The 26,237-nt window shown below is 70.2% G+C and carries 20 protein-coding genes; 10 read left to right on the top strand and 10 right to left on the bottom strand.

Annotated elements, in window-relative coordinates; genetic code table 11:
• Window positions 1-36: 36 nt before the first annotated feature.
• Window positions 37-939 carry a tRNA (adenine-N1)-methyltransferase gene (locus tag H4N64_RS17680; RefSeq protein ID WP_186283306.1) on the bottom strand — a complete coding sequence of 301 codons (903 nt, stop codon included), beginning with the start codon at window positions 937-939 and terminating at the stop codon, window positions 37-39.
• A gap of 38 nt (window positions 940-977) precedes the next feature.
• Window positions 978-2,441: a site-2 protease family protein gene (locus tag H4N64_RS17675; protein WP_186283305.1), complete on the bottom strand. Its 1,464-nt coding sequence runs from the start codon at window positions 2,439-2,441 to the stop codon at window positions 978-980.
• Window positions 2,442-2,595: 154 nt separating this feature from the next.
• Between H4N64_RS17675 and H4N64_RS17670 the strand changes: the two genes are divergently transcribed.
• On the top strand, window positions 2,596-3,549 hold the full coding sequence (locus H4N64_RS17670) for a RecB family exonuclease (RefSeq protein ID WP_186283304.1): 954 nt from the start codon (window positions 2,596-2,598) through the stop codon (window positions 3,547-3,549).
• Between the two features lie 14 nt (window positions 3,550-3,563).
• Window positions 3,564-4,235: a response regulator gene (locus tag H4N64_RS17665; protein ID WP_004002520.1), complete on the top strand. Its 672-nt coding sequence runs from the start codon at window positions 3,564-3,566 to the stop codon at window positions 4,233-4,235.
• Between the two features lie 62 nt (window positions 4,236-4,297).
• Here the strand turns inward: H4N64_RS17665 and H4N64_RS17660 are convergent, their stop codons facing one another.
• The 4 genes from H4N64_RS17660 to metH all read right to left on the bottom strand — a co-directional run bounded on the left by H4N64_RS17660 (window position 4,298) and on the right by metH (window position 12,428).
• The gene (locus H4N64_RS17660; protein WP_186283303.1) at window positions 4,298-5,884 is read right to left on the bottom strand and encodes an ABC transporter substrate-binding protein; all 1,587 of its coding nucleotides are present in this window, start codon (window positions 5,882-5,884) and stop codon (window positions 4,298-4,300) included.
• 71 nt (window positions 5,885-5,955) lie between these two features.
• Window positions 5,956-7,560: an ABC transporter substrate-binding protein gene (locus H4N64_RS17655; protein ID WP_186283302.1), complete on the bottom strand. Its 1,605-nt coding sequence runs from the start codon at window positions 7,558-7,560 to the stop codon at window positions 5,956-5,958.
• Between the two features lie 444 nt (window positions 7,561-8,004).
• Window positions 8,005-8,706, bottom strand: coding sequence for an HAD family hydrolase (locus tag H4N64_RS17650; RefSeq protein WP_186283301.1), 702 nt, complete (start codon window positions 8,704-8,706; stop codon window positions 8,005-8,007).
• Between the two features lie 182 nt (window positions 8,707-8,888).
• Window positions 8,889-12,428, bottom strand: a complete 3,540-nt coding sequence (metH, locus tag H4N64_RS17645; RefSeq protein WP_186283300.1) for a methionine synthase — start codon at window positions 12,426-12,428, stop codon at window positions 8,889-8,891.
• A 285-nt stretch (window positions 12,429-12,713) separates the two neighbouring features.
• On the opposite strand from metH, the gene H4N64_RS17640 reads away from it, so the two are divergent.
• From H4N64_RS17640 to H4N64_RS17615, 6 genes are all read left to right on the top strand, one after another.
• The gene (locus tag H4N64_RS17640) at window positions 12,714-13,478 is read left to right on the top strand and encodes an IclR family transcriptional regulator (RefSeq protein WP_186283299.1); all 765 of its coding nucleotides are present in this window, start codon (window positions 12,714-12,716) and stop codon (window positions 13,476-13,478) included.
• Window positions 13,479-13,813: 335 nt separating this feature from the next.
• Window positions 13,814-14,608 (top strand): aquaporin, encoded by a 795-nt coding sequence (locus H4N64_RS17635; RefSeq protein WP_186283298.1) that lies wholly within the window; start codon window positions 13,814-13,816, stop codon window positions 14,606-14,608.
• A 73-nt stretch (window positions 14,609-14,681) separates the two neighbouring features.
• Window positions 14,682-16,223 carry a glycerol kinase GlpK gene (glpK, locus tag H4N64_RS17630; RefSeq protein ID WP_186283297.1) on the top strand — a complete coding sequence of 514 codons (1,542 nt, stop codon included), beginning with the start codon at window positions 14,682-14,684 and terminating at the stop codon, window positions 16,221-16,223.
• 80 nt (window positions 16,224-16,303) lie between these two features.
• Window positions 16,304-17,920 (top strand): glycerol-3-phosphate dehydrogenase/oxidase, encoded by a 1,617-nt coding sequence (locus H4N64_RS17625; RefSeq protein ID WP_186283296.1) that lies wholly within the window; start codon window positions 16,304-16,306, stop codon window positions 17,918-17,920.
• Between the two features lie 127 nt (window positions 17,921-18,047).
• Window positions 18,048-18,719: a FadR/GntR family transcriptional regulator gene (locus H4N64_RS17620; RefSeq protein ID WP_186283295.1), complete on the top strand. Its 672-nt coding sequence runs from the start codon at window positions 18,048-18,050 to the stop codon at window positions 18,717-18,719.
• Window positions 18,720-18,861: 142 nt separating this feature from the next.
• Complete coding sequence (locus H4N64_RS17615) at window positions 18,862-19,833, top strand: PAC2 family protein (RefSeq protein ID WP_186283294.1); 972 nt, start codon at window positions 18,862-18,864, stop codon at window positions 19,831-19,833.
• A 57-nt stretch (window positions 19,834-19,890) separates the two neighbouring features.
• Here H4N64_RS17615 and H4N64_RS17610 read toward each other — a convergent pair whose 3' ends face one another.
• Window positions 19,891-20,850: an SMP-30/gluconolactonase/LRE family protein gene (locus H4N64_RS17610; RefSeq protein ID WP_186283293.1), complete on the bottom strand. Its 960-nt coding sequence runs from the start codon at window positions 20,848-20,850 to the stop codon at window positions 19,891-19,893.
• Window positions 20,851-21,142: 292 nt separating this feature from the next.
• Between H4N64_RS17610 and H4N64_RS17605 the strand changes: the two genes are divergently transcribed.
• Window positions 21,143-22,864 (top strand): S8 family peptidase, encoded by a 1,722-nt coding sequence (locus H4N64_RS17605; RefSeq protein WP_186283292.1) that lies wholly within the window; start codon window positions 21,143-21,145, stop codon window positions 22,862-22,864.
• Between the two features lie 50 nt (window positions 22,865-22,914).
• Window positions 22,915-23,436, top strand: coding sequence for a hypothetical protein (locus H4N64_RS17600; RefSeq protein WP_186283291.1), 522 nt, complete (start codon window positions 22,915-22,917; stop codon window positions 23,434-23,436).
• Between the two features lie 60 nt (window positions 23,437-23,496).
• On the opposite strand, the gene mshC is transcribed toward H4N64_RS17600, so the two are convergent.
• From mshC to H4N64_RS17585, 3 genes are all read right to left on the bottom strand, one after another.
• Complete coding sequence (gene mshC, locus H4N64_RS17595; protein WP_186283290.1) at window positions 23,497-24,726, bottom strand: cysteine--1-D-myo-inosityl 2-amino-2-deoxy-alpha-D-glucopyranoside ligase; 1,230 nt, start codon at window positions 24,724-24,726, stop codon at window positions 23,497-23,499.
• Window positions 24,727-24,820: 94 nt separating this feature from the next.
• Window positions 24,821-25,639 (bottom strand): SCO1664 family protein, encoded by an 819-nt coding sequence (locus H4N64_RS17590; RefSeq protein WP_186283289.1) that lies wholly within the window; start codon window positions 25,637-25,639, stop codon window positions 24,821-24,823.
• A complete protein-coding gene (locus H4N64_RS17585) occupies window positions 25,603-26,193 on the bottom strand; it encodes a DUF3090 domain-containing protein (protein WP_186283288.1) in 591 nt (196 codons plus the stop codon). Before H4N64_RS17585 ends, H4N64_RS17590 begins: the two co-directional genes overlap by 37 nt.
• Window positions 26,194-26,237 lie beyond the last annotated feature (44 nt).

Raw genomic sequence — 26,237 nt, 5'->3', positions numbered from 1 at the left:
CGCGACGCCGTTACGTTGTACGCGGCAGGGGCCGCCTCAGCGGGCGGAGCCTCCGTCGGCGTTGGGTCCCGCGTAGTCCTCGCCGTAGGCGCCCTTGGCGGGGCGGCGGCGGCGCATGGGCGGCTCGACGCCGTCCGCGAGGCGGCGGGCGGTGAGGAGGAAGCCGGTGTGGCCGATCATCCGGTGGTCCGGGCGGACTGCGAGGCCCTCGATGTGCCAGTTCCGGATCATCGTCTCCCAGGCGGTCGGCTCGTTGAAGCAGCCGATCTCGCGGATGGACTCGACGGTCCGGGCGAGCTGGGTGGTGGTGGCGACGTAGCAGCACAGGATGCCGCCGGGGACGAGCGCCTTGGAGACGGCCTCCAGGCACTCCCAGGGGGCGAGCATGTCGAGGATGACGCGGTCGACGTCGGTGTCGGACAGGTTGTCCTGGAGGTCGCCGACGGTGAGCTGCCAGGCGGGGTGGGGGCCGCCGAAGTAGCGCTCGACGTTCTGCTGGGCGATCTCCGCGAAGTCCTCGCGGCGCTCGTAGGAGTGCAGCATGCCCTGGTCGCCGATGGCGCGCAGCAGGAAGCTGCTGAGCGAGCCGGAGCCGACGCCGGCCTCGACGACGCGGGCGCCGGGGAAGATGTCGGCGAAGGCGAGGATCTGCCCCGCGTCCTTCGGGTAGACGACGGCTGCCCCGCGGGGCATGGACAGGACGTAGTCGGGGAGCAGGGGGCGCAGCGCGAGGTAGGCGACGTTCCCGGTGGTGCGGACAACGCTGCCCTCGGGAGCGCCGATCAGTTCGTCGTGCGGGAAGGAACCCTTGTGGGTGTGGAAGTTCTTCCCCGCTTCGAGCGTGAACGTGTAGTGGCGGCCCTTGGGGTCGGTCAGCTGAACCTGGTCCCCGACCTTGAAGGGCCCGCGCCTGCGGGCGGCACCGGTCGGTTCGGACATGTGAACAGACTACCGGGGATTACGGGGGCCGCCGACCACTAGGAGGGCCTGGCCATGGCCTTCACGAAGGCGCGTTCCACGTCCGCGGCGGACAGGACGCCGTAGATCTCGCCGGTCTCCTCGACCACCAGGTACTCGGTGGCCGGGGTGGCGCGCAGGGCGTCCAGGAGGTCCTCTCCGGCCAGTTCCGCCGAGACGCGCATGCCGTCGGTGAGTTCCTGGGCGAGGCCGCTGACGGCGACCCAGGGGCGGCGGTGTTCGGGTACGCCGACGATGGCGGCCTCGCGGACGAGGGAGAGGGGGGTGCCGTCGGCGTCGACGACGACCAGGGCGCGGGCGCCGGCGGCGTTGGCGCGGCGCAGGGCCTCCGAGAGCGGGGTGTCCGTCTCGACCGGGACCGCGCGGCGGGTGAGGGTGCGGGCGCGCAGCTCGGGCAGGTGTTCGCGCAGGCGGGCCATGCGGAGGCTGTTTCCGGCGCCGGTCCAGATGATCGCGGCGAGGATCGCGGCCAGCAGGGCGTCCATGACGGTGTCCATGCCGACGTTGTCCTCGGCGTTGGAACCGAGGGCTCCGGACTGGGTGAGCAGCGGGAGCCCGATGAGCACGGAGACGGCGAGCGCGCGGCCGACCCAGGCGGCGGCGATGGTGCCGCTCATCGGCTTGCCGGTGATCTTCCAGACGACGGCGCGGAGCATCCGGCCGCCGTCGAGGGGGAGGCCGGGCAGGAGGTTGAAGGCGGCGACGATGAGGTTGGAGATCATCAGGCCCGCGAGCAGGACGCCGGGGACGGTGCCGGGCTCGACGGCCTGCATGGCGCCGTAGAACACGCCCGCGAGGATGAGGGAGAGCAGGGGGCCGACGAAGGCCAGGACGAACTCGCGGCCCGGGGTGTCGGATTCCTTCTCGATCTCGGAGACGCCGCCGAAGAACTGGAGCTGGATGCGGCGGACGGGGAGTTTGAAGCGGAGTGCGGCGACGGTGTGGGCGAGTTCGTGCACGAGCACGGAGGCGTAGAAGGCGACCGCGAAGAAGAGGGAGACGAGGTAGCGGGCGGCGCCGAGTTCGGGCAGGACGCGGTCGAGCTGGCCGCCGAACACCCAGGTGATCAGGGCAGCGACGAGGAACCAGCTGGGCGCGACGTACACGGGCACGCCGAAGGGGCGGCCCATGAGGAGTCCGCCGCGGGGCTCGGGGGGCTTCGGGGGTTTGCCGACTCCGGAGTGGGCGAGGGTGCGGTCGCCCGAGGTGGGGCTGTCGGCGTCCGGGTAGGTGGGGGTGGGGCGGGTGGAGTCGTCGGGGCCGGGTGCCGGGGTGTCGGAGGCGGTTTCGTCCGCGCGGTCCTGCTCGTCCTCGGTGGCCGCGCTCTCGTCCGTGCCCTGAGCGGCCTTCTTCGAGGGCTCAGGGGGTGTCGGGTCCGCGGGCGGGGTCGGTCGTGCTGCGTGGTGGGTGGTCGGCTCCTCGGTGCCGGACCGCGGCTGCCCGCTCCCGCCGCTCTCGTCCACGGTGTCCCCTCGTTCGAAGCGTCTTCCGCGCCTGCCGGGCGGAAGGGTCTCGGGTCGATGGTATGCGTCCGTCGCGATGCGTTCCGCCTCGGCACCCCTGTGTTTGCCCGACGTGGCGGGGTGACTGTCAGTGGCGGGCCGTAAGGTCTGGGGCATGGAGACGAGCACGGAGGACGTGGAGCCGTCGGTGGCGGACGAGGTCGTGGCGACGGCGCGGGCGCAGGGCGTGGCGGATGCGGAGCGGGCCGTGCTCACCGCCATACCGCCCGCCTCGCTGTCGCCGTCGCGTGCCGGGGACTTCATGCAGTGCCCGTTGTTGTACCGGTTCCGGGTGATCGACCGGCTGCCGGAGAAGCCCAGCGAGGCGGCGACCCGGGGCACTTTGGTGCACGCCGTGCTGGAGCGGCTCTTCGACGCCCCGGCCGCCGAGCGGACCGCGCCGCGCGCCAAGTCGCTGATCCCGGGCCAGTGGGACCGGCTGCGCGAGTCCCGGCCGGAGATCGAGGAGCTGTTCGCGGAGGATCCGGAGGGCGAGCGGCTCGCGCGATGGCTCGGTGAGGCCGAGCAACTGGTCGAGCGGTGGTTCACGCTGGAGGATCCGACCCGTCTGGAGCCGGCCGAGCGTGAGCTGTTCGTCGAGGCCGAGCTGGAGTCCGGGCTGCGGCTGCGCGGGATCATCGACCGGGTGGATGTCGCGCCGACCGGGGAGGTGCGGATCGTCGACTACAAGACGGGCAAGGCGCCCCGGCCCGAGTACGCCGAGGGCGCGCTGTTCCAGATGAAGTTCTACGCCCTGGTGGTGTGGCGGCTGAAGAACGTCGTGCCGCGCCGGCTGCAGCTCGTGTATCTCGGCAGTGGCGACGTCCTGACGTACGACCCCGTGCTCGCCGATCTGGAGCGGGTCGAGCGCAAGTTGCTGGCGCTGTGGGAGGCGATCCGCACGGCGACCGAGACGGGCGACTGGCGGCCGAGGCCGACCAAGCTGTGCGGCTGGTGCGACCACCAGGAGCACTGCCCGGAATTCGGCGGCACTCCCCCGCCCTATCCGCTGCCGGTCAGGGCGGCCGAGTCGGTCGAGGGTGCGCAGGGCAGAATGGGGCCGGACTAGCGAAGGAGACTTACGTGGCCATCCGCGTCCTACTGGTCGACGACCAGCCGCTGCTGCGTACCGGCTTCCGGATGATCCTGGAGGCGGAGCAGGACATCGCGGTCGTGGGCGAGGCCGGAGACGGCCTCCAGGCACTCGACCAGGTGCGGGCCCTGCAGCCCGATGTGGTTCTGATGGACATCCGCATGCCGCGGATGGACGGGGTGGAGGCGACCCGGCAGATCACCGGGCCCGGGCGGGACGGCCCGGCGAAGGTGCTCGTGCTGACCACCTTCGACCTCGACGAGTATGTGGTGGAGGCGCTGAAGGCGGGTGCCAGCGGCTTCCTGCTGAAGGACGCCCCCGCCAATGAGCTGGTTCAGGCCATTCGTGTGGTGGCCGCGGGCGAGGCGATGCTGGCGCCGAGCATCACGCGTCGGCTGCTCGACAAGTACGCCACGCATCTGCCGTCCGGCGAGGAGCCCGTCCCGGACACCCTGCACACCCTCACCGACCGCGAGGTGGAGGTGCTGAAGCTGGTGGCGCGCGGGCTGTCCAACGCCGAGATCGCCGCCGACCTGTTCGTCAGCGAGACCACGGTCAAGACGCACGTGGGGCACGTTCTCACCAAGCTGGGGCTGCGCGACCGGGTGCAGGCCGCGGTGTACGCGTACGAGAGCGGGCTGGTGCGCCCCGGAGCACAGTAGGGACAAGCGAGAGGGCGCCCGCTTCCACCGAAGGAAGCGGGCGCCCTTTCGTGTGCGCGGGCTCAGCCCTTGCTGAGCTCCCAGAACCGGAACACCGTGGAGGCGTCGAGGCAGTACTCCAGGCCGTAGACGTCGTCCCGGACGACCGCGTACTGCTTGGCCTGCCAGATCGGCAGGACGGGGAGTTCCTCGGCCACGATGTCCTGGAGCCGGCCGTAGTCGTCGTCCGTCGCGGTGCGGTCGCTCTGGGCGGCCGTGCGCGGGATCAGCGTGCCGGTGATGGAGTCGTTGCCGTAGTTGTTGTCCAGCACGTTGCCCTCGCCGAAGAACGGCGAGGTGAAGTTGTCGGCGTCCGGGTAGTCCGGGATCCAGCCCTTGACGTAGACGCCGTACTTGCCGGCGGCGATGTCCTTCTCGTACTGGTCGTACTCGACGGACTTCACGTCGGCGTCGAACAGGCCGCTGGCGTTGAGCTGCCCGGCGATCGCCTTCAGCTCCTGGTCGGTGGCGGGGCCGTAGCGCGACGGGGTCGACCAGAGCGTCAGCTTCACCTTGCCGGTGATGCCGTCGGCCTGCAGGGCCGCCTCGGCCTCGGCCTTGGAGGGGCGGGCGCCGTAGGTGTCGAAGAAGGCGGTGTTGTGGCCGCCGATGCCGGCCGGGATGATCGAGTAGAGCGGGGTCGCGGTGCCCTGGTAGACGTCCTCGATGAGGGCCTCGCGGTCGAGCAGATAGGCCATGGCCTTGCGGACGCCGAGCTTTCCGGCCACCGGGTCGTCCATGTTGAAGACCAGGTGCTGGACCTCCGCGCCGGTGCCGTCGACGATCTCGACGCCGGTGCTGGAGCTGTCGTCGGCCTTCTCGATCTCGGCGATGTCGGCGGCGCTGAGACCTCGGTAGGCGATGTCGATCTGCTCGTCGGTCAGCGCGCCCTTCAGGGCGGTCCGGTCGCCGTGGAAGAACTTCATGGTCACGCCGGAGTTCTTGGCCTCGGCGTTGCCCTCGTAGTGCTCGTTGACGGAGAAGACGGCCTCGTCGTCGCCGAAGGAGTCCAGCTTGTAGGGGCCGGAGCCGACGGCCTCGCCGTCCTCGCGCAGTCCGTCCGCGTCGTACTGGCGGTGGTCGACGATGGAACCGGCACCCGAGGCGATCTTGCTCGGGAAGGTGGCGTCCGGGGTGTTCAGCCGGAAGACGACCGTCTTCTCGTCCGGGGTCTCGACCTTGTCGAGCATCGGGAACATGATCGCCGGACCGGCGTCGTCGTTGATCTTCAGCATCCGGTCGAAGGAGAACTTGACGTCCTCCGCGGTGAGCGAGTCACCGTTGCTGAACTTCAGACCGTCCTTCAGCGTGCACTTGTAGACCTTGGTCTGCGTGTCGGTGAAGGCGCAGGACTCGGCGGCGTCCGGCTCGGGGTCGGTGCCGCCCTTGGGGAAACTGAGCAGGGACTGGAAGACGTTGTTGAACAGCAGCCACGAGCCGGGGTCGTAGCCGGACGCCGGGTCGGTGGCGAGGACGTCGTCGGACATCCCTATCACCACGGAGGAGCTGCCGCTCGCGGAGTCACCGGCCTCCGCGCCGCAGCCGGTCAGCAGGCCGGAGGCCAGCCCCGCCATCACAGGCAGGACCGGCCACTGGTTGCGCATGTTCACGTGCAGGTGCCTTGTCGTCGGTTTCGGAAAATCGCGGGGCCGCCGTCCCGGCGCCCCGGGCACGGGAGACGTCAGCCGCTCACGCCGCGGCCGAGCTCCCACAACTGAAGGGTGGAGGACGAGTTGAGCGCGTACGCGGTGCCCGTGACGTCGTCGCGCGCGGCGACGTACTGCTTGCCCTGCCACAGCGGGATCACTGGGACGTCCTCGGCGACGATATCCTGAATGTCCGTCAGGCTGCCGACCGCGGACTGCCGGTCGGCCTCGCGACGGGACTCCGGGATCAGGGAGTTGCGGATCTCGCTGTTGGTGTACGGCGAGCCGAGGAAGTTGTCCTTGTCGAGGAACGGCGCGATGTAGTTGTCGGCGTCGGGGAAGTCCGGGAACCAGCCCATGCCGTAGACCTCGTACTCGCCCTTCTGCTCGGCGGGGCGGAAGGTCTCCCAGGGGGTGCCCTTGATCTTGACGTCGAACAGGCCGCTGGAGTTGAGCTGCTCCTTCAGCAGCTCGAACTCCTTCTCGGTGGCCGTGCCGTAGTGGTCGGTGGTGTAGTGCAGGGTCAGCGACACCGGGGTGCTGACGTTCGCCTTGGCCAGCAGGGCCTTGGCCTTGGTGACGCTGGGCTCGCCGTACTTGTTGAAGAACGCGTTGGAGTGGCCGGTGAGGCTGGCCGGGACCAGCGAGTACAGCGGCTCGGCCTGGGTGCCGTAGACCTTGCTGACCAGTTCGCCGCGGTTGATGACCTGGGCCATCGCCTGGCGGACGGCCTTGCTCTCGACGGCCGGGGCGTCGGTGTTGAAGGCGAGGTAGCGGATCTCGAGGCCGGACATCTCGACCAGGTCGACGGCGCTGTCGGATGCCGTGGACAGCCGCTGGATCTGCTCGGGCGACATGGTGCGCGACATCAGGTCGATGTCGCCCTTCTCGACTGCGCTGCTCATGGCGTCGGCGTCGGCGAAGGAGCGCAGCTCGACTTCGTCGTTGTTCACCTTCAGGGAGCCCTTGTACGAGGGGTTCTTGGTGAACACGGCCTTGACCAGCTTGCCGTCCTGCTCCTCGGCCTCGAAGGTGTACGGGCCGGAGCCGTCGACCTGGAAGCCGTCGCGCAGCTTGCCCTCGGCGTAGTCGTCCGGGTCGACGATGCCCGCGACCGGCGTGGACAACTTGTACGGGAAGGTGGCGTCGGCGGTCTTCAGATGGAAGATGACCTCACGGTCGCCCTGGGTCTCGACGGTGTCGACGGTGGACAGCAGGCCGAACACACCGCTGTCCGCCTTGAGCTTGAGGGCCCGGTCGATGGAGTACTTCACATCGGCCGCGGTGATCGTGTCGCCGCCCGCGAACTTCAGGCCCTCGCGCAGGGTGCAGGCGTAGCGCTCGTTGCCGGTGTCGGTGAATCCGCAGCGCTCGGCCGCCTCGGGCACCGGCTCGCCCTCGCCGCGCGGCTGGATCATCAGCGTCTGCACGGTCTGGCGAAGGATGTTCCAGGTGCCGACGTCGTAGGCGTACGCCGGGTCAAGCGGCGCGGGAGCCTCACTCGTGGCGGTGAACTCGTCCGTGGTACCGACGACGATCGCGTCCCCACCGTCGCTGCCGCTGTCCGATCCGCCGCAGGCGGCAAGGACCGGGGCGAGCAGACCTATGACGGCCGGCAGCACCAAAGTCTTGCGGTTCATGCTCGAGTTTCTCCAGAGCTGTCACGTCCGTGTACCCGGCATGCAGGGGTGTCGCGGCGGATCACGGCGATAAGGGGTGATGTTCTCGCGATGAGATTAGTCGGCGTCCCGAGGAGGCCCCGCGGCCACCGGAGTTGAGCCCCCATCACGCAGCGAAACCGGGTGCGGACGCACCGAAAACCCGACAGCGGAAGGATTGGTGCAGCGTCCCCCCAATCGGGACACAAGGGCACGCAGATGATGCCCGAAAGGGGGTGAACAGCACATGGCGTGCGGCCTGTCGAGGCCACCCTGGGTGGGGAACGTCACACCCGTAAGGAGGTAGGGCGTTGACGCAATTCGGCCATCCGGCGGGTTCGAATTCCTTGATCCGCAGGGCTGTTCTCGCTGCGCGCCGAGCCCATTGGAATTTCCTTGTATCGCGGTTGCACGCTCGGTGAACGGCTAGCGCATTTCCGTCATCAAACCCCGCAGAAATGCCAGGTCCACCTCTTCGAGCGAGCCGACGACGGTACGCCGCCGGTCCGGGGTGATGGGGGCGACCGAGGGCACCGCCACCACGTGGCAGCCGGCCGCCTCCGCCGCCGCGACACCGGTCGCGGTGTCCTCGACGACCGCGCATCTGGCCGGATCCACACCGAGACCGGCCGCGGCGGCCAGATACGGGTCGGGGTGCGGCTTGGTGCGCGGCACCTCGTCACCGGCCACCGTCAGCGCGAAGTACTGGGGGCCGAGCGAGGTGAGGACGCGGTCGATGATGCGCCGGTGCGAGGCCGAGACCAGGGCCGTGGGGATCTCGTGCGCGGCCAGTTCGGCCAGCAGCCGGCCGGCACCCGGCATCAGCGGCAAGGCGCGTGCGATGCGCTCCTCGAAGCCCTGGTTGAGGAGCACCGTGAGTTCGGCGAGGGTGATGTCGGCACCGGTGGCCTCGATCAGGAACCCCGCGCTGCGGCTCATGGGACCGCCGACCACGACATGGCGCCAGGAGTCGTCGAGGACATGGCCGAGGCCCGCGAAGATCTCGACCTCGACGTCCCACCAGAACCCCTCGGTGTCCACGAGGGTGCCGTCCATGTCGAGGAGTACGGCCTGGAGTGCTGAGCCTTCCGCCGTACGGGTTACTGGCGCGGGGACCGTGCTGGTCATCCGGGCGCACCTCCTTGAGGGACGATCAGGCCGGTTCCCACATGGGGAACCGGCCTGCAGTGGACCGACCAGTGTACGTCGTGCGTCGCTGTGATGCCTTGTTTAACCGACGTGGCCCGGGGCACACCGGAGTCACGGTCGAGGGGCGCTTCGGCGTGCCTCAAGGGGCGTGCCTCAAAGCCTCATCGTGCGTTGAAGTACTTCGCCTCCGGGTGGTGGATCACGATGGCGTCCGTGGACTGCTCGGGGTGCAGTTGGAACTCCTCGGACAGCTGGACGCCGATGCGCTCCGGCCGGAGCAGTTCGGCGATCTTGGCGCGGTCCTCCAGGTCGGGGCAGGCGCCGTAGCCGAGCGAGAAGCGGGCGCCCCGGTACTTCAGGGCGAACATGTCCTCGATGTCGCTGGGGTCCTCACCGGCGAAGCCCAGCTCCGAACGGACGCGCGCGTGCCAGTACTCGGCGAGCGCCTCGGCCAACTGCACGGACAGGCCGTGCAGTTCGAGGTAGTCGCGGTAGGAGTTGGACGCGAAGAGCTTGGCCGTCTCCTCGCCGATGCGGGAGCCGACGGTGACGACCTGGAGGCCGACGACGTCGGTCTCCCCCGACTCCTCCGGGCGGAAGAAGTCGGCCAGGCACAACCGGCGGCCGCGGCGCTGGCGGGGGAAGGTGAAGCGGGTGCGCTCGTTGCCCTGGTCGTCAAGGATGATCAGGTCGTCGTCCTTGGACACACAAGGGAAGTAGCCGTAGACGACGGCCGCTTCGAGGAGGTTCTCGGTCTGGAGCCTGTCCAGCAGGCCGCGCAGCCGGGGGCGGCCCTCGGTGTCGACGAGCTCCTCGTAGGTCGGACCCTCGCCGGTGCGGGCCTGCTTGAGGCCCCACTGGCCCTTGAACAGGGCGCCCTCGTCCAGCCAGGACGCGTACTCCTTGAGCTGGATGCCCTTGATGACGCGGGTGTCCCAGAAGGGCGGGGTGGGCACGGGGTTGTCGGTGGCGACGTCGGAGCGGACGTGCCCCTCCGAGCCCGCGGCGCCGGCCGCTGATGCCAGAGCCTCCTCGACCGCCGCCTGGGCGGTGGCCCTGACCCTGCGCTGCTTGAGCTCGGGCAGCTGCGCGCCCGGCACGCCCCGCTTGACGCCGATGAGGGCGTCCATGAGGCGCAGGCCCTCGAACGCGTCGCGGGCGTAACGGACTTCGCCCTCGTACAGCTCGTGCAGGTCCTGCTCGACGTACGCCCTTGTGAGGGCGGCGCCGCCGAGGATGACGGGGTAATCCGCCGCCATGCCGCGCTGGTTGAGCTCCTCCAGGTTCTCCTTCATGATCACCGTGGACTTGACCAGGAGCCCGGACATGCCGATGACATCGGCCTTGTGCTCCTCGGCGGCGTCCAGGATCGCGGAGACCGGCTGCTTGATGCCGAGGTTGACGACGTGGTAGCCGTTGTTGGACAGGATGATGTCGACGAGGTTCTTGCCGATGTCGTGCACGTCGCCGCGGACGGTGGCCAGCACGATGGTGCCCTTGCCCTCGGCGTCGGACTTCTCCATGTGCGGTTCGAGATGGGCGACGGCGGCCTTCATGACCTCGGCGGACTGGAGCACGAACGGCAGCTGCATCTGACCGGAGCCGAAGAGCTCACCGACGACCTTCATGCCGTCGAGCAGGGTCTCGTTGACGATGTCGAGGGCCTTGCGGGTCTGCAGGGCCTCGTCGAGGTCGGCCTCCAGGCCGTTGCGCTCGCCGTCGATGATGCGGCGCTTGAGGCGCTCCTCCAGCGGCAGCGCGGCCAGTTCCTCGGCCTTGCCGGCCTTCAGGGACTTGGCGGTGGCGCCCTCGAACAGGGCCATCAGCTTCTGGAGCGGGTCGTAGCCCTCGGCGCGACGGTCGTAGATGAGGTCGAGAGCCGTCTGCACCTCCTCCTCGGTGAAGCGGGCGATCGGCAGGATCTTCGAGGCGTGCACGATCGCCGAGTCCAGGCCCGCCTTGACGCACTCGTCGAGGAAGACGGAGTTGAGCAGGATGCGGGCGGCCGGGTTCAGGCCGAAGGAGATGTTCGACAGGCCGAGGGTGGTCTGTACGTCCGGGTGGCGGCGCTTGAGCTCGCGGATCGCCTCGATGGTGGCGATGCCGTCCTTGCGGGACTCCTCCTGCCCCGTACAGATGGTGAAGGTCAGGGCGTCGATGAGGATGTCCGACTCGTGGACGCCCCAGTTGGTCGTCAGGTCCTCGATCAGCCGCTCGGCGATCTCGACCTTCTTCTCGGGGGTGCGGGCCTGGCCCTCTTCGTCGATGGTCAGCGCGATCAGCGCGGCGCCGTGCTCGCGGGCGAGCTGGGTGACCTTCGCGAAGCGGGACTCGGGGCCGTCGCCGTCCTCGTAGTTGACGGAGTTGATGACCGCGCGGCCGCCCAGCTTCTCCAGGCCTGCCTTGATGACGTCGACCTCGGTGGAGTCCAGGACGATCGGCAGGGTGGAGGCGGTGGCGAAGCGGCCGGCCAGTTCCTCCATGTCGGCGACGCCGTCCCGGCCGACGTAGTCGACGCACAGGTCGAGCATGTGCGCGCCCTCGCGGATCTGCTCGCGGACCATCTCCACACAGTCGTCCCAGCGGGCCTCCAGCATGGCCTCGCGGAACTTCTTGGAGCCGTTGGCGTTCGTCCGCTCGCCGATCGCGAGGTAGGAGGTGTCCTGACGGAACGGGACCGTCTGGTAGAGCGAGGCGGCGCCCGGCTCGGGGCGCGGATCGCGCTCGCCGGGGGTGAGGGCGCGGGCTCGCTCGACGACCTGGCGCAGATGCTCGGGCGTGGTGCCGCAGCAGCCGCCGATGAGGCTGAGGCCGTAGTCCAGGACAAAGTTCTCCTGGGCGTCGGCCAGGCCCTCGGGGCCGAGCGGGAAGTGGGCGCCGTCCTTGGTGAGGATCGGCAGTCCCGCGTTCGGCATGCACAGCAGCGGGATGCGGGAGTGCCGGGTGAGGTAGCGCAGGTGCTCGCTCATCTCGGCGGGGCCGGTGGAGCAGTTCAGGCCGATCATGTCGATGCCGAGCGGCTCAAGCGCGGTGAGCGCGGCGCCGATCTCGGAGCCGAGCAGCATGGTGCCGGTGGTCTCGAAGGCCATGGAGACCAGCAGGGGCACCTCGACGCCGGACGCCTCCATGGCGCGGCGGGCGCCCAGCACGGAGGCCTTGGTCTGCAGGAGGTCCTGGGTGGTCTCGACGATCAGGGCGTCGGCGCCGCCGGCCAGCAGGCCCTCAGCGTTGGCCTGGTAGCCGTCGCGGATCGTGGTGTAGCCGACGTGGCCGAGGGTGGGCAGCTTGGTGCCGGGGCCGACCGAGCCGAGCACCCAGCGGGTACGGCCGTCCCGGGCGGCGTACTCGTCGGCGACCTCGCGGGCGAGCCGGGCGCCGGCCTCGGACAGCTCGTGCACGCGGTCGGCGATCTCGTACTCCGCCGCGGCCGTGTGGTTGGCTCCGAAGGTGTTGGTCTCGACGCAGTCGACGCCCACCGCGAAGTACGCGTCGTGGACGGAGCGGACGATGTCGGGCCGGGTCAGGTTCAGGATCTCGTTGCAGCCCTCGAGGTTCTCGAAGTCCTCAAGGGTGGGGTCCTGGGCCTGGAGCATGGTGCCCATGGCTCCGTCGGCCACCACCACCCGGGTGGCGAGTGCCTCGCGGAGCGCGGACACACGGGTCCGGCTGTCGGCGGAAGGGGTCTGTGGCAACGAGGCCATGTAAGGGCTCCCTGAGGTGCGACGGCTGTCGGCTTTGCGCCCTTGCGGTCTGCTCCGCGGTGGGCGCACGCCGCCAGCGTAGCCGGGACCGGGACCTGATGGTCAGAGCGTCCACGGGACGGACGAGGATGACGGGCAGGTCACCTACGGGAGACGAGTGACGCAACAGATCGCTGCCGACCATTGGCTATTGGTCGGCATGGACCGGTAGTGTTCGACATTGCCGAACAACGGCAGCGACATCGTCGAGTTCGACGGTCGATGGGGACGGAGGGCAGGACGGCGATGGCACGGAACATCCAGTCGCTCGAACGGGCGGCCGCGATGCTGCGGCTTCTCGCGGGGGGCGAGCGTCGGCTCGGCCTGTCGGACATCGCCTCCTCGCTGGGGCTCGCCAAGGGCACCGCGCACGGCATCCTGCGCACTCTCCAACAGGAGGGGTTCGTCGAGCAGGACGACGCCTCCGGTCGCTACCAGCTGGGCGCGGAGCTGCTGCGCCTGGGCACGACCTATCTGGACGTGCACGAGCTGCGGGCGCGCGCCCTGGTATGGACCGACGATCTGGCCCGCTCCAGCGGCGAGAGCGTCTATCTGGGCGTCCTGCACCAGCAGGGCGTGCTGATCGTCCACCACGTCTTCCGGCCCGACGACAGCCGGCAGGTGCTGGAGATCGGGGCCATGCAGCCGCTGCACTCCACGGCCCTGGGCAAGGTGCTGTCGGCGTACGACCCGGTGGCGCACAGCGAGGCCATGGAGGCCGACCGCAAGGCCTTCACCGACCGGACCGTGTCCGAGCTGGAGAGCTTCGAGCACATCCTCGACATCACGCGCGCGCGTGGCTACGCGGCCGACGTGGAGGAGACCTGGGAAGGCGTCGCCTCGCTCGCCGCCCCCATCCATGACCGACGGCGGATGCCGGTCGGCGCGGTAGGGGTCGCGGGCGCCGTGGAACGGCTGTGCCAGGACGGCGAGGTACGCCCCGAAGTCATCGCGGCGGTACGGGACTGTGCCCGCGCGGTGTCGCGGGATCTGGGCGCCGGGCGCTTCTGACAAGCAGCGGATGATCACCGGAACGCCGGACGGCGTTCCGGGCTTCGCCATACCCTGATACGGACAAACAGGGATGATCCGGTACGCATCTCTGCCGCAGATCTATAACACACGTCGATCAATAACGATCGCGCTTTCGATAACAGAACCCTTGACGCACACGTAACGCGGAAGCAAGACTCCCGTCCATCGGTCGGCATTGTCGAACACCTACCGGCAATACGCGCTAGAGTGTGGCAACGCCAAGGGCCGGTACAGCTCTCACCCCGAGGGCGCGAACCACCGGTGGGACCCGGGGTTCGGCTTCCCCTGGACGAAGGACAAAGGAGTCGCGGGTGTCCAGCTCCGACATCTTCATCGGCGAGACCATCGGTACCGCCATACTCATCCTGCTCGGCGGCGGCGTGGTCGCGGCCGTCGTACTCAAGGCCTCCAAGGCCCGCAACGCCGGATGGCTCGCCATCACGTTCGGATGGGGCTTCGCCGTTCTCACGGCGGTCTACACCTCGGCCCCTCTCTCGGGCGCCCATCTGAACCCGGCCGTGACCCTTTCGCTCGCCCTCAAGAAGAACGGCATCGACTGGAGCGATGTCCCGATCTACTGGGGCGGACAGGTGCTCGGCGCCATGATCGGTGCCGCACTGGTCTGGGTCGCCTACTACGGCCAGTTCCACGCCCACCTCACCGACAAGGAGATTGTCGGCGGTCCGGGTGCGGAGGCCACCAAGGCCGTGGAGGCCCGTGAGGCCGCCGCCGGCCCCGTGCTCGGCGTCTTCTCCACCGGCCCCGAGATCAGAAACGCCGTCCAGAACCTGGCCACGGAGATCATCGGCACCTTCGTGCTGGTCATCGCGGTGCTCACCCAGGGCCTGAACGACGGCGGCAAGGGGCTCGGCACCCTCGGCGCCATGATCACCGCGCTCGTCGTCGTCGGCATCGGCCTCTCGCTCGGCGGCCCGACGGGCTACGCGATCAACCCGGCCCGTGACCTCGGTCCGCGTATCGTGCACGCCCTTCTCCCCCTGCCCAACAAGGGCGGCTCCGACTGGGGCTACGCCTGGGTCCCGGTGGTCGGTCCGCTGATCGGCGCGGCCATCGCCGCCGGCGTCTACAACGTCGCTTTCGTTTAGTCAGCACCGTGTCGAGCCGCATGGCGCGCGCCGTACGTACAGCCCCATAACCACGGACCTCCAGGAGCACACAGTGACCGACGCCCACACCGCCGGCCCCTTCATCGCCGCGATCGACCAGGGCACCACCTCGTCCCGCTGCATCGTCTTCGACCGCGACGGCCGTATCGTCTCCGTCGACCAGAAGGAGCACGAGCAGATCTTCCCCAAGCCGGGCTGGGTCGAGCACAACGCCACCGAGATCTGGACCAACGTCCAGGAGGTCGTCGCCGGAGCCATCCAGAAGGCCGGCATCACCCGTGACGACATCAAGGCCATCGGCATCACCAACCAGCGCGAGACCACCGTGCTGTGGGACAAGAACACCGGTGAGCCCGTCCACAACGCCCTTGTCTGGCAGGACACCCGCACCGACTCGCTCTGCAAGGAGCTCGGCCGCAACGTCGGCCAGGACCGCTTCCGCCGCGAGACGGGCCTGCCGCTCGCGTCCTACTTCTCCGGTCCGAAGGCCCGCTGGCTGCTCGACAACGTCGAGGGCCTGCGGGAGCGCGCCGAGGCCGGCGACATCCTCTTCGGCACCATGGACACCTGGGTCATCTGGAACCTGACCGGCGGTGTCAACGGCGGCAAGCACGTCACCGATGTCACCAACGCCTCCCGCACCATGCTGATGAACCTCCACACCATGGAGTGGGACGAGAAGATCGCCGAGTCCATCGGCGTCCCGCTGACGATCCTGCCGGAGATCCGCTCCTCCGCCGAGGTCTACGGCGAGGTCACCGGCGGCAAGCTGGGCGACCTGCTCGGCGGCATCCCGGTCGCCTCCGCGCTCGGTGACCAGCAGGCGGCCCTGTTCGGCCAGACCTGCTTCTCCGAGGGCGAGACCAAGTCCACCTACGGCACCGGCACCTTCATGGTGATGAACACCGGTGACAAGATCATCAACTCCTACGCGGGCCTGCTGACCACGGTCGGCTACAAGATCGGCGACCAGCCGACGGTCTACGCGCTGGAGGGCTCGATCGCCGTCACCGGCTCCCTGGTGCAGTGGATGCGCGACCAGATGGGCCTGATCTCCACCGCGGCCGAGATCGAGACGCTCGCGCTCTCGGTCGAGGACAACGGCGGCGCCTACTTCGTGCCGGCCTTCTCCGGCCTGTTCGCCCCGCACTGGCGCTCCGACGCCCGTGGTGTGATCGCCGGCCTGACCCGGTACGTCACCAAGGCGCACCTCGCGCGCGCCGTCCTGGAGGCGACCGCCTGGCAGACCCGGGAGATCGCCGACGCCATGGTGAAGGACTCCGGCGACGAGCTGGTGGCCCTGAAGGTCGACGGCGGCATGACCTCCAACAACCTGCTGATGCAGACGCTCTCGGACGTCCTGGACGCACCGGTGGTGCGCCCGATGGTCGCCGAGACCACCTGCCTCGGCGCCGCCTACGCCGCCGGCCTCGCCGTCGGCTTCTGGTCCAGCACCGACGAACTGCGCGCCAACTGGCGCCGGGCCGCCGAGTGGACCCCCCACATGGACGCGGACACCCGCGACCGCGAGTACAAGAACTGGCTCAAGGCCGTCGACCGGACCATGGGCTGGATCGACGACGACGAAAGCTGACCAGAGCGCGCGGGGGAGTTCGGCAGCGAGCTCCCCGGCGAGCTCAGCCACATCGCTCTGATGAGGAGTAACAACCCGAAATGACCAGTCAGTCCACCCTGCAGTCCGTGCCTGCCCTCGGGACGCGCCCGGCCTCCGGCTCCAACCCGAGCCGCGCCGAGACCCGGGAGCAGCTCTCCAAGGCGTCGTTCGACCTTCTCGTGATCGGCGGCGGCATCCTGGGCATCTCCACCGCCTGGCACGCCGCGCAGTCCGGCCTCAGGGTGGCACTGGTCGACGCCGGCGACTTCGCCGGCGCCACCTCCTCCGCCTCCTCCAAGCTGCTCCACGGCGGTCTGCGCTACCTGCAGACCGGCGCGGTGAAGCTGGTGGCGGAGAACCACTTCGAGCGCCGTGCGGTCTCCCGCCAGGTGGCCCCCCACCTGGCGAACCCGCTCACCTTCTACCTCCCCGTGTACAAGGGCGGGCCGCACGGCGCGGCGAAGCTCGGCGCGGGTGTCTTCGCCTACTCCGCGCTCTCCGCGTTCGGTGACGGCGTCGGCCACCTGCTGTCCCCCGCCAAGGCGGCGCAGGACGTGCCCGAGCTGCGCACCGAGAACCTCAAGGCCGTGGCCGTGTACGGCGACGACCAGATGAACGACGCCCGGATGGCGCTGATGACGGTCCGCGCGGCCGTCGAGGCGGGCGCGGCCGTCCTCAACCACGCCGAGGTCACCGGGCTGCGCTTCACCAAGGGCCGGGTCACCGGCGCCGAGCTGCGCGACCGTGTGTCGGGCGACGAGTTCGGCGTCACCGCCCGCCTGGTGCTGAACGCGACCGGCCCCTGGGTGGACCACCTGCGCAAGATGGAGGACCCCAATGCCGCGCCGTCGATCCGGCTGTCGAAGGGCGCGCATCTGGTCCTGAAGCGGACCTCGCCCTGGAAGGCGGCGCTCGCCACCCCGATCGACAAGTACCGCATCACCTTCGCCCTGCCGTGGGAGGACATGCTCCTGCTCGGCACCACGGACGAGGAGTTCGAGGGCGACCCGGCGGATGTGTCCGTCAACGACAAGGACATAACCCAGATCCTGGACGAGGCCGCGTTCTCCATCCGCGACCAGCAGCTGTCCCGGGATCTGATCACGTACTCCTTCGCCGGTCTGCGCGTGCTGCCGGGCGGTCCCGGCGACACCGCGAAGGCCAAGCGCGAGACGGTCGTCACCGAAGGCAGCGGCGGCATGCTGTCGGTCGCGGGCGGCAAGTGGACGACCTTCCGGCACATCGGCCGTACGATCATGAAGAAGCTCGAGGCCCTGCCGGGCCACCCGCTGGGCGAGGACTTCGAGCCGATCAGCTCGCTGCCGAAGAAGCTCCCGCTGCCGGGTGTCGCCAACCCGCGCGCGGTCGCCCACCGCCTCCTGGTGGACCGTCCGGCGCCGGGCCCGCGCATGGGCGCCGACACCGCCAGGCACCTGGCCACGCACTACGGTTCGCTGGCCTTCGACATCGCCCGGCTGGCCAACGACAACCCCGAGCTCGCCGAGCGCGTCCACCCCGACGCCCCGGAGATCTGGGCCCAGGTCGTCTACGCCCGCGACAACGAGTGGGCTGAGACGGCGGACGACGTCCTGCGCCGCCGTACGACGCTGACGATCCGCGGCCTGGCCACGGACGACGTGCGGGCCAAGGTCCAGGACCTGCTCGACAAGAAGTAGGTCCCGGTCCCGACAGGAAGGGGCGGCTCCCCGCCGACGGAGCCGCCCCTTTCCGTGCGTGCCCCCGTCCTGCGTGCCCCCATAATGTGGCTGAGACATCGGATGTCTGAGCGCACTGGAGGCCGGTATGGCAGTCACCGACGAGGCGATCGAGAAGATCAAGGGCATGATCGTCTCCGGTGCGCTGCGCCCCGGCGACCGGCTCCCCAAGGAGAGCGAACTCGCCGCCGAACTGGGCCTTTCCCGCAACTCCCTGCGCGAGGCGGTCCGCGCCCTGTCGCTGATCCGGATCCTGGACGTACGGCAGGGCGACGGCACCTATGTGACCAGCCTCGATCCCCAACTGCTGCTGGAGGCCATGAGCTTCGTGGTCGACTTCCACCGCGACGACACCGTGCTGGAGTTCCTGGCCGTACGGCGCATCCTGGAGCCGGCCGCGACCGCGATGGCGACGGCCCACATCAGCGGGCGGCAACTGGACGAGCTGGCCGGACAGTTGGACAAGCTCGGCGCGTCACCCTCGGTGGAGGAACTCGTCGCCTGCGATCTGGAGTTCCATCGGGCCATCGTGCGCGCCTCCGGCAACTCGGTGCTGTGCTCCCTGCTCGACGGCCTGTCGGGGCCCACCACCCGGGCCCGGATCTGGCGCGGTCTCACCCAGGAGGACGCGGTCAGCCGCACCCTGCACGAGCACCGCGCGATCCTCGGCGCCCTGCGCGACCGGGACGCGGAGGCGGCCCGCTCCTGGGCGACGGTGCACATCGCGAGCGTGGAGCAGTGGCTGCGCTCCACGCTGTGAGGACCACCGAACCGGGGGTGTTCCGAGGTGGCGATCGGGGCAGTGATCCGTTCACTCCCCCGTGCAAGGGGGCTGCGGGCGCCCCCGCCGCACGCCGTAAGGTTGGTTCGTCAGGCGAGGGCACGTCGGAAGGAGGCGCTGGGTGATCGAGCTGGAGGGAGTTCCCGAGCTGATCGACCCAGTCATGGTGGCCGCGTTCGAGGGCTGGAACGATGCCGGCGACGCCGCCTCCACCGCGGTCGCGCATCTGGACAGGGAGTGGAAGGGCGAGGTGTTCGCGGCGCTGGACGCCGAGGACTACTACGACTTCCAGGTCAACCGCCCCACGGTGTGGATGGACGCGGGAGTGCGGAAGATCACCTGGCCGACGACCAGGCTTTCCGTGGTCCGGGTCGGCGGCGAGAAGCCGCGTGATCTCGTGCTCGTCCGGGGTATCGAGCCGTCCATGCGCTGGCGCTCGTTCTGCAACGAGCTGCTGGGCTTCGCGCACGAACTGGGCGTGGAGCTGGTGGTCGTCCTGGGCGCCCTGCTCGGTGACACCCCGCACACGCGTCCGGTCCCGATCAGCGGGACCACGTCGGACCCGGATCTGGCCCGCCGGATGGACCTGGAGGAGACCAAGTACGAGGGCCCCACGGGCATCGTCGGCGTCCTTCAGGAGGCGTGCACGCACGCGGGCGTGCCGGCCGTCAGCCTCTGGGCGGCCGTACCGCACTATGTGTCGCAGCCGCCCAACCCGAAGGCGACGCTGGCGCTGCTGAACCGTCTTGAGGACCTGATCGACGTGCGCATCCCGCTGGGCGAGCTGCCCGAGGACGCGCGCGCCTGGCAGGTGGGGGTGGACCAGCTGGCCGCCGAGGACAGCGAGGTCGCCGAGTACGTGCAGACGCTGGAGGAGGCCCGGGACACCGCGGAGCTGCCGGAGGCGTCGGGCGAGGCCATCGCCCGCGAGTTCGAACGGTATCTGCGGCGCCGCGACGGCGGCCCGTCGGCCGGCGGGCATGCGACGGACGGCGGCGACGGCACCTATCTGCGGGACAACCCCAGCGGTCGTACCCGCCCGCCGAAGCCGCCCAAGGCGGGTCCCGAGGACGACGAGTCGTCGGAGGACTGAGGTCGTGAGCAAGGGGCGGTGCGCGGTCGCGCACCGCCCCTTGCCGTCACTTCTGCGTCAGTTCGGCACGGAGACGACGGCGTACGTCGTCTCGGGCGTCGGCGTGGTGGTGAACCGCGCGTTGGGCAGGTAGAGCCTGCCCTGGTACGCGGCCACCGTCGTCGGCACATCGAAGGCGGGGTCGGTGATCCGGCGCCTGAGGACTCCGCTGCGGCCGTCGGCGGCCAGCGAGAAGACGTCGATGGCGTTCTGCCGGTTCTGTACGACGTACAGCGTCCGCCCGCTCAGCAGCAGACCGTCGCCGTTGGTGAGGGGTGCCGCGTCGCCGAGGTCGACGAGTTCGGTGACGCCGGTGCGCGGATTCACCCGGTGCAGGGCGCCGACCCCGGACTGCACGACGAGCAGGGCCGAGCCGTCGGGGGTGCGGGTGATGCCGTTGGCGTTCACGACCTCGCCGGGCACCTGGCTCCAGGCGCCGCCGAGGGGGATCCGTACGACCTCGTCCGCTCCCGGCAGTCGGCCGTGCCGGCCGAGCGGGAGGACGTAGAGGACCGGCTGGTAGGAGTCGGTGAACCAGGCCGCGCGCGGGGTCAGGAACACATCGTTGGCGAAGGTGGGGGTGGTGGTGCTGAGGACGTACGAGGCGAGGATCTCGCCGCTGTGGGCGTCCACGACCCGGGCGCCCTGGCCGCGCCCGGCGACGAACAGCCGTCCCCGGTCGTCGAGTTTGAGCCCGACCGAGGGCGTGCCGGGTCCGGCCGAGACGATGGAGCCCGATCCGGTGCGCAGGTCGACGCGGTAGATGGAGCCGTCACCGAGGGAGCCGAGGTAGGCGTACGGGCCGCCGCCGATCGTGATGCCCTCCGGACGGAAGCCGTTCGGCAGGGGGATGACGGTGAGCCCGGCGGCGGCCTGTGCGGGCGCGCCGACGAGCGCGGCACCGGTCGCCACCGCGCCGACGGTCAGCAGTCCGCGGCGGGTGAGATGAGGTGCGAAGGAACCGTGAGTGGGAGCCACGGGGAGCCCTTCCGCGAGGGGGACCGGCAGTTGGCCGGTCCAGCGGTCAACTACCGCTCCACCCCATCACAAGGGCTGCGCGCATCACAGCACCCAACAGTCGTTCGACAGCGTCTCGACAGTATCTGGCCGGTTTATGACGTGACATCGGTTTCAAGACGGATTGCACAGGTTTCCCAATTCAACTTGTTTTCAAACCAAGTTGACGAAAACAGTCTGGACGGGCCGCCGCCCGAGTGCTTGGTTGTCCCCCGAAGGCGACACCCGCGCGGACCGAAGGGAGCGGTACCCGATGACCGAGCAGGTACAGCCGGCGCAGGGCCCGGGGGCGTCCGGACCGGGACCCGACGGAGCGGGATTCACCTATCGGGGAGCGGAGCAGGAACTCATCGTCGTCGCCCGGCCGGAGGCCCGGCTGCGGGCGCGGGCGGACGGCGTACGGTCGGCGGCGGGCGCCGATGTGTCGGCGCTGAACATGTTCCTCGACGACGAACAGCTCGCCCTGGAACCGCTGTTCGGCGGCGAGGAGCGTCTGCAGCAGTCCCCGTCCGCGGGCACGGAGAACGACCTCGCGCTGTTCTACCGGGTGCGCGGCGGGGAGAGCCGCGCGGCGGAGCTGCGCTCGCGGATTGCCGCGCTGCCGGGCATCGACACGGCGTATGTGAAACCGGGCGCCGTGCCCGCCACCCTCCAGGAGAGCGAGGAGAACCGCCGTCTCAAGGAAGGCGCGACCGTCACCCCCGACTTCAGCAGCCGCCAGGGCTATCTGCGGCCGGCGCCCGAGGGCATCGACGCCCACTGGGCCTGGCAGCGGCCCGGCGGGACGGGACAGGGCGTGACGGTGATCGATGTAGAGGGCGCCTGGCAGCTCGGCCACGAGGATCTGGCCGCCAGGCTCGCCGGGGTGGTCGTCAGCACCCCGGTCGACGAACTCGCCTGGCGCAACCACGGCACCGCCGTGATCGGCGTGATCGGCGGCGACCGGGGCCAGTACGGCGTCCAGGGCGCCGTGCCCGACGCGGTGACCGCCGCCGCGTCCTTCCAGGGGGTCGGCACCGCGGCCGCGATCCACGCGGCGGCGGAGCGGCTCGGTCCCGGTGACATCGTGCTGGTCGAACTCCAGCGGCCGGGGCCGCGGTTCGAGTACGCCGAGCGCGACGACCAGCGCGGCTACATCGCCCTGGAGTGGTGGCCGGACGACTTCGCGGCCGTCCGCCACGCCACCGCCAAGGGCGTGCTCGTGGTGGCCGCCGCGGGCAACGGCGCGGAGTCGCTCGACGACGCGGTCTACGAGCGCCGCCCGGACGAGTTCCCGCAGGGGTGGCGCAACCCGTTCAATCCGTCCAACCAGTCCTCCGGTGCCGTCCTGGTCGGCGCGGGCGCTCCGCCGCCCGGCACGCACGGCCGGGATCACGGCCCGGACCGGTCGAGGCTGGCGTTCTCCAACTACGGCTCGCGCGTGGACGCGCAGGGCTGGGGGCGCGAGGTCACGACCACCGGCGGCTTCTGGGACCGGCCCGGCGATCTGCAGGGCGGGCCCGAGGAGATCGCCTGGTACACCGACACGTTCTCGGGGACGTCCGCCGCCGCTCCGGTGGTGGTGGGGGCGCTGGCCGCGCTGCAGGGCATACTCAAGGCGGCCGACCAGAGCCCGATGTCCCCCGAGCGTGCCCGCGCGGTGCTGCGGGCGAGCGGTTCGCCGCAGCAGGACGCGCCGGGCCGGCCGGCCTCGCAGCGGATCGGCGGCCGGCCCGACATCAAGGCGGCGGTCACACATCTGCTGCCTCACGCGGTCGGCTCGGGCCAGGCCGAGAGGTACTGGGACGAACTGCTGCCGTACCCGCGTGAACTCCCGCCGAGGCTCCGGCTCTTCGTGGCCGGCGGCTGGCGGAACCTGAACAACCCGTCCACCGAGATCCGCCAGGCGGTGCACACCGCCTTCGCAGGGGGACGGCCCGACGTCCGGGTGTGGTTCTCGGACGACGAGATCGTCGGCCTGGTGATCACCGGCTGACGAACAGCCCACGAGTGAAACCCATGACAGCAAGGGAAGGTGGCACCCGCATGAGCACCACCCCGCAGATGGGTCAACCGGCACAGCAGTACCCGAGCACCTCGCCGTATCAGCAGCAGTCGTTCGGCGGCATGGGCGGCGGCATGGGCGGCGGCATGGGCGGCGGCTCCCTGGAGCAGCTCCAGCAGCTCGGCCAGCAGCAGCCGTACCAGCAGCTGTTGCAGCAGATGACGCCTCAGCAGGACCAACAGGCTCAGCAGGCCGAGCAGCAGGTGCAGCAGCAGTTGCAGCAGGTCGCGCTTGCCGCCGTACAGCAGCTGGTCCAGCAGGTGCAGGCGCAGGCCCTGGCGTCCGGTGTGGCGAACGGCTTCATCGACATCGTCCACCCGCTCCAGGGGCAGCCGCACCAGATCTTCCTGCGCATCAACAACCAGTTCCGGGTCCTCAACAACCCGAACCCGCAAGTCCACCAGCAGATCCAGCAGGCCTTCGCGTTCGGCCACCAGGTCGTCGGCATCTGGGACACGCAGTCGCCGAACGTCCTGCGCAGCGTGCGGATCCAGCGCCTGTGACAGGCACCTGAAATGACCGAGGGCGCTTCCCCGGTGCGGGGAAGCGCCCTCTTCCTTGTCCTACAGCGCGACGCCGAGCAGCGCGTCCACGGCACGCGACACGACGCCGGGGGCGCCCTCGTCCGTGCCGCCCCGCTCCTCCTGGAGCGCCGCCCAGCGGTCGACCGCGGCGAGCGCGGCCGGGGCGTCGAGGTCGTTCGCGAGGGCCTCGCGGATCTCCTCCACGAGCGCCTCGGCGGGCGGGCCGTCGGGCCGGGACACGGCCGCGCGCCAGCGGCCGACGCGGGCCACGGCGTCCTGGAGCACCTGGTCGGTCCACTCCCAGTCGGCCCGGTAGTGGTGGGCGAGGAGCGCGAGCCGGATGGCTGCCGGGTCGACGCCGTCGCGGCGCAGCGCGGAGACGAAGACCAGGTTGCCCTTGGACTTGGACATCTTCTCGCCGTGCAGGGCGACCATGCCGGCGTGGACGTAGGCCTTGGCCATCGGGAACTCGCCGGTCAGCACCTGGGCGTGCGAGGCGCCCATCTCGTGGTGCGGGAAGGCGAGGTCGGAGCCGCCGCCCTGGACGTCGAAGCCCATGCCGAGGTGGTCGAGGGCGATGGCCACGCACTCGATGTGCCAGCCGGGGCGGCCCCGGCCGAGGGAGGCGCCGTCCCAGCTCGGCTCGCCCGCGCGGGCGGCCATCCACAGCATCGGGTCGAGCGGGTTCTTCTTGCCGGGGCGGTCCGGGTCGCCGCCGCGCTCGGCGGACAGCAGCCGCATGGCGGCCGCGTCGAGGTTCGAGACCTGGCCGAAGTGGGGGTCGGCCTCGACGGAGAAGTAGATGTCGCCTTCGAGTTCGTAGGCGGCGCCCGCGTCCCGCAGCCGTTCGACGAGCGGCACGATGCCGGGTATCGCCTCGACCGCGCCGATGTAGTGCTTCGGGGGCAGCATGCGCAGGGCGGTCATGTCCTCGCGGAAGAGGGAGGTCTCCTTCTCGGCGAGGGCCACCCAGTCGATGCCGTCGCGCTCGGCCCGCTCCAGCAGCGGATCGTCGACGTCGGTGACGTTCTGGACGTAGTGGACCTGCCGCTTGGTGTCGAGCCACACGCGCTGCACGAGGTCGAACGCGTTGTAGGTCGCCGCGTGTCCCAGGTGGGTCGCGTCGTACGGGGTGATGCCGCAGACGTAGAGACGGGCGACGGGACCGGGCTCAAGGGTGATGAGTCCACCGGTCGCGGTGTCGTGGATCCGGAGGTCGCGGCCCTTGCCGGGCAGGGCGGGGACCTCAGAAGCGGGCCAGGCATACATGTCATGAGCGTAACCGGACCGCGGTTCCATATACGAACCGGACCGAGCCGGATGGCCGGGAAGGCGCTCTTGCGCGTCTGCGGCCCTTGTGCCGTCAGACGGGTGGCCAGGGGATCGCGGGCCACTCCCCGCTCGGTTCGGGGTGGATGCCGGAGGTGAGCATCGCCTCGACACGCGCGCGTGTGGCGTCGATCTCCGCCGCGGTGATCAGGGAGGTGAGGGTGGCCGTCAGCGTCCCGTCCGGCCCCAGTGCCTCCTTCAGGCCCTTGAGCGCCTCGACCGCCTCTCCGGTCAGGGCCTCGCCCGCCCAGCCCCACAGCAGGGTGCGCAGTTTGTTCTCGACGTTGAAGGTGACCCCGTGGTCGATGCCGTAGAGCCGCTCCTCGGCGGCGGGCAGCAGATGGCCGCCCTTGCGGTCGGCGTTGTTGATCACGGCGTCCAGGACGGCGAGCCGTCGCAGCCGTTCGTCGTCGGCGTGCACCAGCAGGGCGGTGCGTCCCTCGCCGACCTCGGCGAAACCGATGGCCTTCCAGCCCGCCTCCGGCTCCTCCCGGTCCACCAGCGAGAGCAGCTCGGCGCCGGGCACGACGTCGATCCACAGTTGGCACATGCCCTCGCCGTAGGGCCCGTCGCGCAGCACAGTGGGCGGTACGAGCCCCCAGCCGGTCGTCTCCGACACCGCGTACGCGGCGACCTCGCGCTCGGCGAGGGTGCCGTCGGGGAAGTCCCACAGCGGGCGCTCACCGGCGATCGGCTTGTAGACGCAGGACGCCTCCTGGCCCTCGTGCACGACGGTGCAGAACAGGGCCGCGTTGGAGGCCTCGCGGATACGGCCGCGGACGGTCAGCTCGCCCTCGGTGAGCAGGTCCAGCGGGGTCACGCTCCGCGGCGGTATCCGTTCTGGCGCGGACATACGTGTCCCTCCGGGTCCAGGGGCAGGCTGCACAGCGGGCACGGCGGCCGCCCGGCGTTGACGACGTCCAGGGCGCGCTTGGCGAAGGCCCGGGCCTGCGCGCCGGTGAGCCGGACCCGCAGCATCGGGGGGCCGTTCTCCTCGTCCTGGAGCAGTCGCTCCTCGGCCTCGGCGAGGTCCTCCTCCGAGTCCGCCTCCAGCTCGACCAGCGCCTGCGCCTCGACGATCATGCGCTGTTCCTCGCCGTCCCAGGCGAGCGCCATGGTGCCGACCCGGAACTCCTCCTCGATCGGGGTGTCGAGGGGGGCGGTGTCGGCGACCTCGGTGGGCGCCATGGCCGGCACGGCGGCGCTGCCGCCACTGCGCCGTACGACCTCGTCCAGCAGTTCGTCCATGCGCTCGGCGAGCGCCGCCACCTGTGTCTTCTCCAGGGCCACGCTGGTCACCCGGGAGCCGGCGGAGGCCTGGAGGAAGAACGTACGGCGTCCGGGCAGTCCGACCGTGCCGGCCACGAAACGCTCCGGCGGGTCGTAGAGGAACACCTGACGGGACACGTCCTGTCTCCATGGGAATCGTGATCGGACTCGTGATCGGGGCC

Origin of the sequence: Streptomyces cupreus (assembly GCF_014257025.1) — a bacterium.
Taxonomy (GTDB): Bacteria; Actinomycetota; Actinomycetes; order Streptomycetales; family Streptomycetaceae; genus Streptomyces; species Streptomyces cupreus.
The sequence above is the reverse complement of the archived record's forward strand: the minus strand, read 5'-3'. Positions and strand labels throughout refer to the sequence as shown.

What these genes read in the sequence shown, in the direction of transcription:
- H4N64_RS17680 (WP_186283306.1), bottom strand. Translation starts at nt 939, where the DNA reads ATGTCCGAACCGACCGGTGCCGCCCGCAGGCGCGGGCCCTTCAAGGTC.
- H4N64_RS17670 (WP_186283304.1), top strand. Translation starts at nt 2,596, where the DNA reads ATGGAGACGAGCACGGAGGACGTGGAGCCGTCGGTGGCGGACGAGGTC.
- H4N64_RS17655 (WP_186283302.1), bottom strand. Translation starts at nt 7,560, where the DNA reads ATGAACCGCAAGACTTTGGTGCTGCCGGCCGTCATAGGTCTGCTCGCC.
- H4N64_RS17650 (WP_186283301.1), bottom strand. Translation starts at nt 8,706, where the DNA reads ATGACCAGCACGGTCCCCGCGCCAGTAACCCGTACGGCGGAAGGCTCA.
- metH (WP_186283300.1), bottom strand. Translation starts at nt 12,428, where the DNA reads ATGGCCTCGTTGCCACAGACCCCTTCCGCCGACAGCCGGACCCGTGTG.
- H4N64_RS17640 (WP_186283299.1), top strand. Translation starts at nt 12,714, where the DNA reads ATGGCACGGAACATCCAGTCGCTCGAACGGGCGGCCGCGATGCTGCGG.
- H4N64_RS17625 (WP_186283296.1), top strand. Translation starts at nt 16,304, where the DNA reads ATGACCAGTCAGTCCACCCTGCAGTCCGTGCCTGCCCTCGGGACGCGC.
- H4N64_RS17620 (WP_186283295.1), top strand. Translation starts at nt 18,048, where the DNA reads ATGGCAGTCACCGACGAGGCGATCGAGAAGATCAAGGGCATGATCGTC.
- H4N64_RS17605 (WP_186283292.1), top strand. Translation starts at nt 21,143, where the DNA reads ATGACCGAGCAGGTACAGCCGGCGCAGGGCCCGGGGGCGTCCGGACCG.
- H4N64_RS17600 (WP_186283291.1), top strand. Translation starts at nt 22,915, where the DNA reads ATGAGCACCACCCCGCAGATGGGTCAACCGGCACAGCAGTACCCGAGC.
- mshC (WP_186283290.1), bottom strand. Translation starts at nt 24,726, where the DNA reads ATGTATGCCTGGCCCGCTTCTGAGGTCCCCGCCCTGCCCGGCAAGGGC.
- H4N64_RS17590 (WP_186283289.1), bottom strand. Translation starts at nt 25,639, where the DNA reads ATGTCCGCGCCAGAACGGATACCGCCGCGGAGCGTGACCCCGCTGGAC.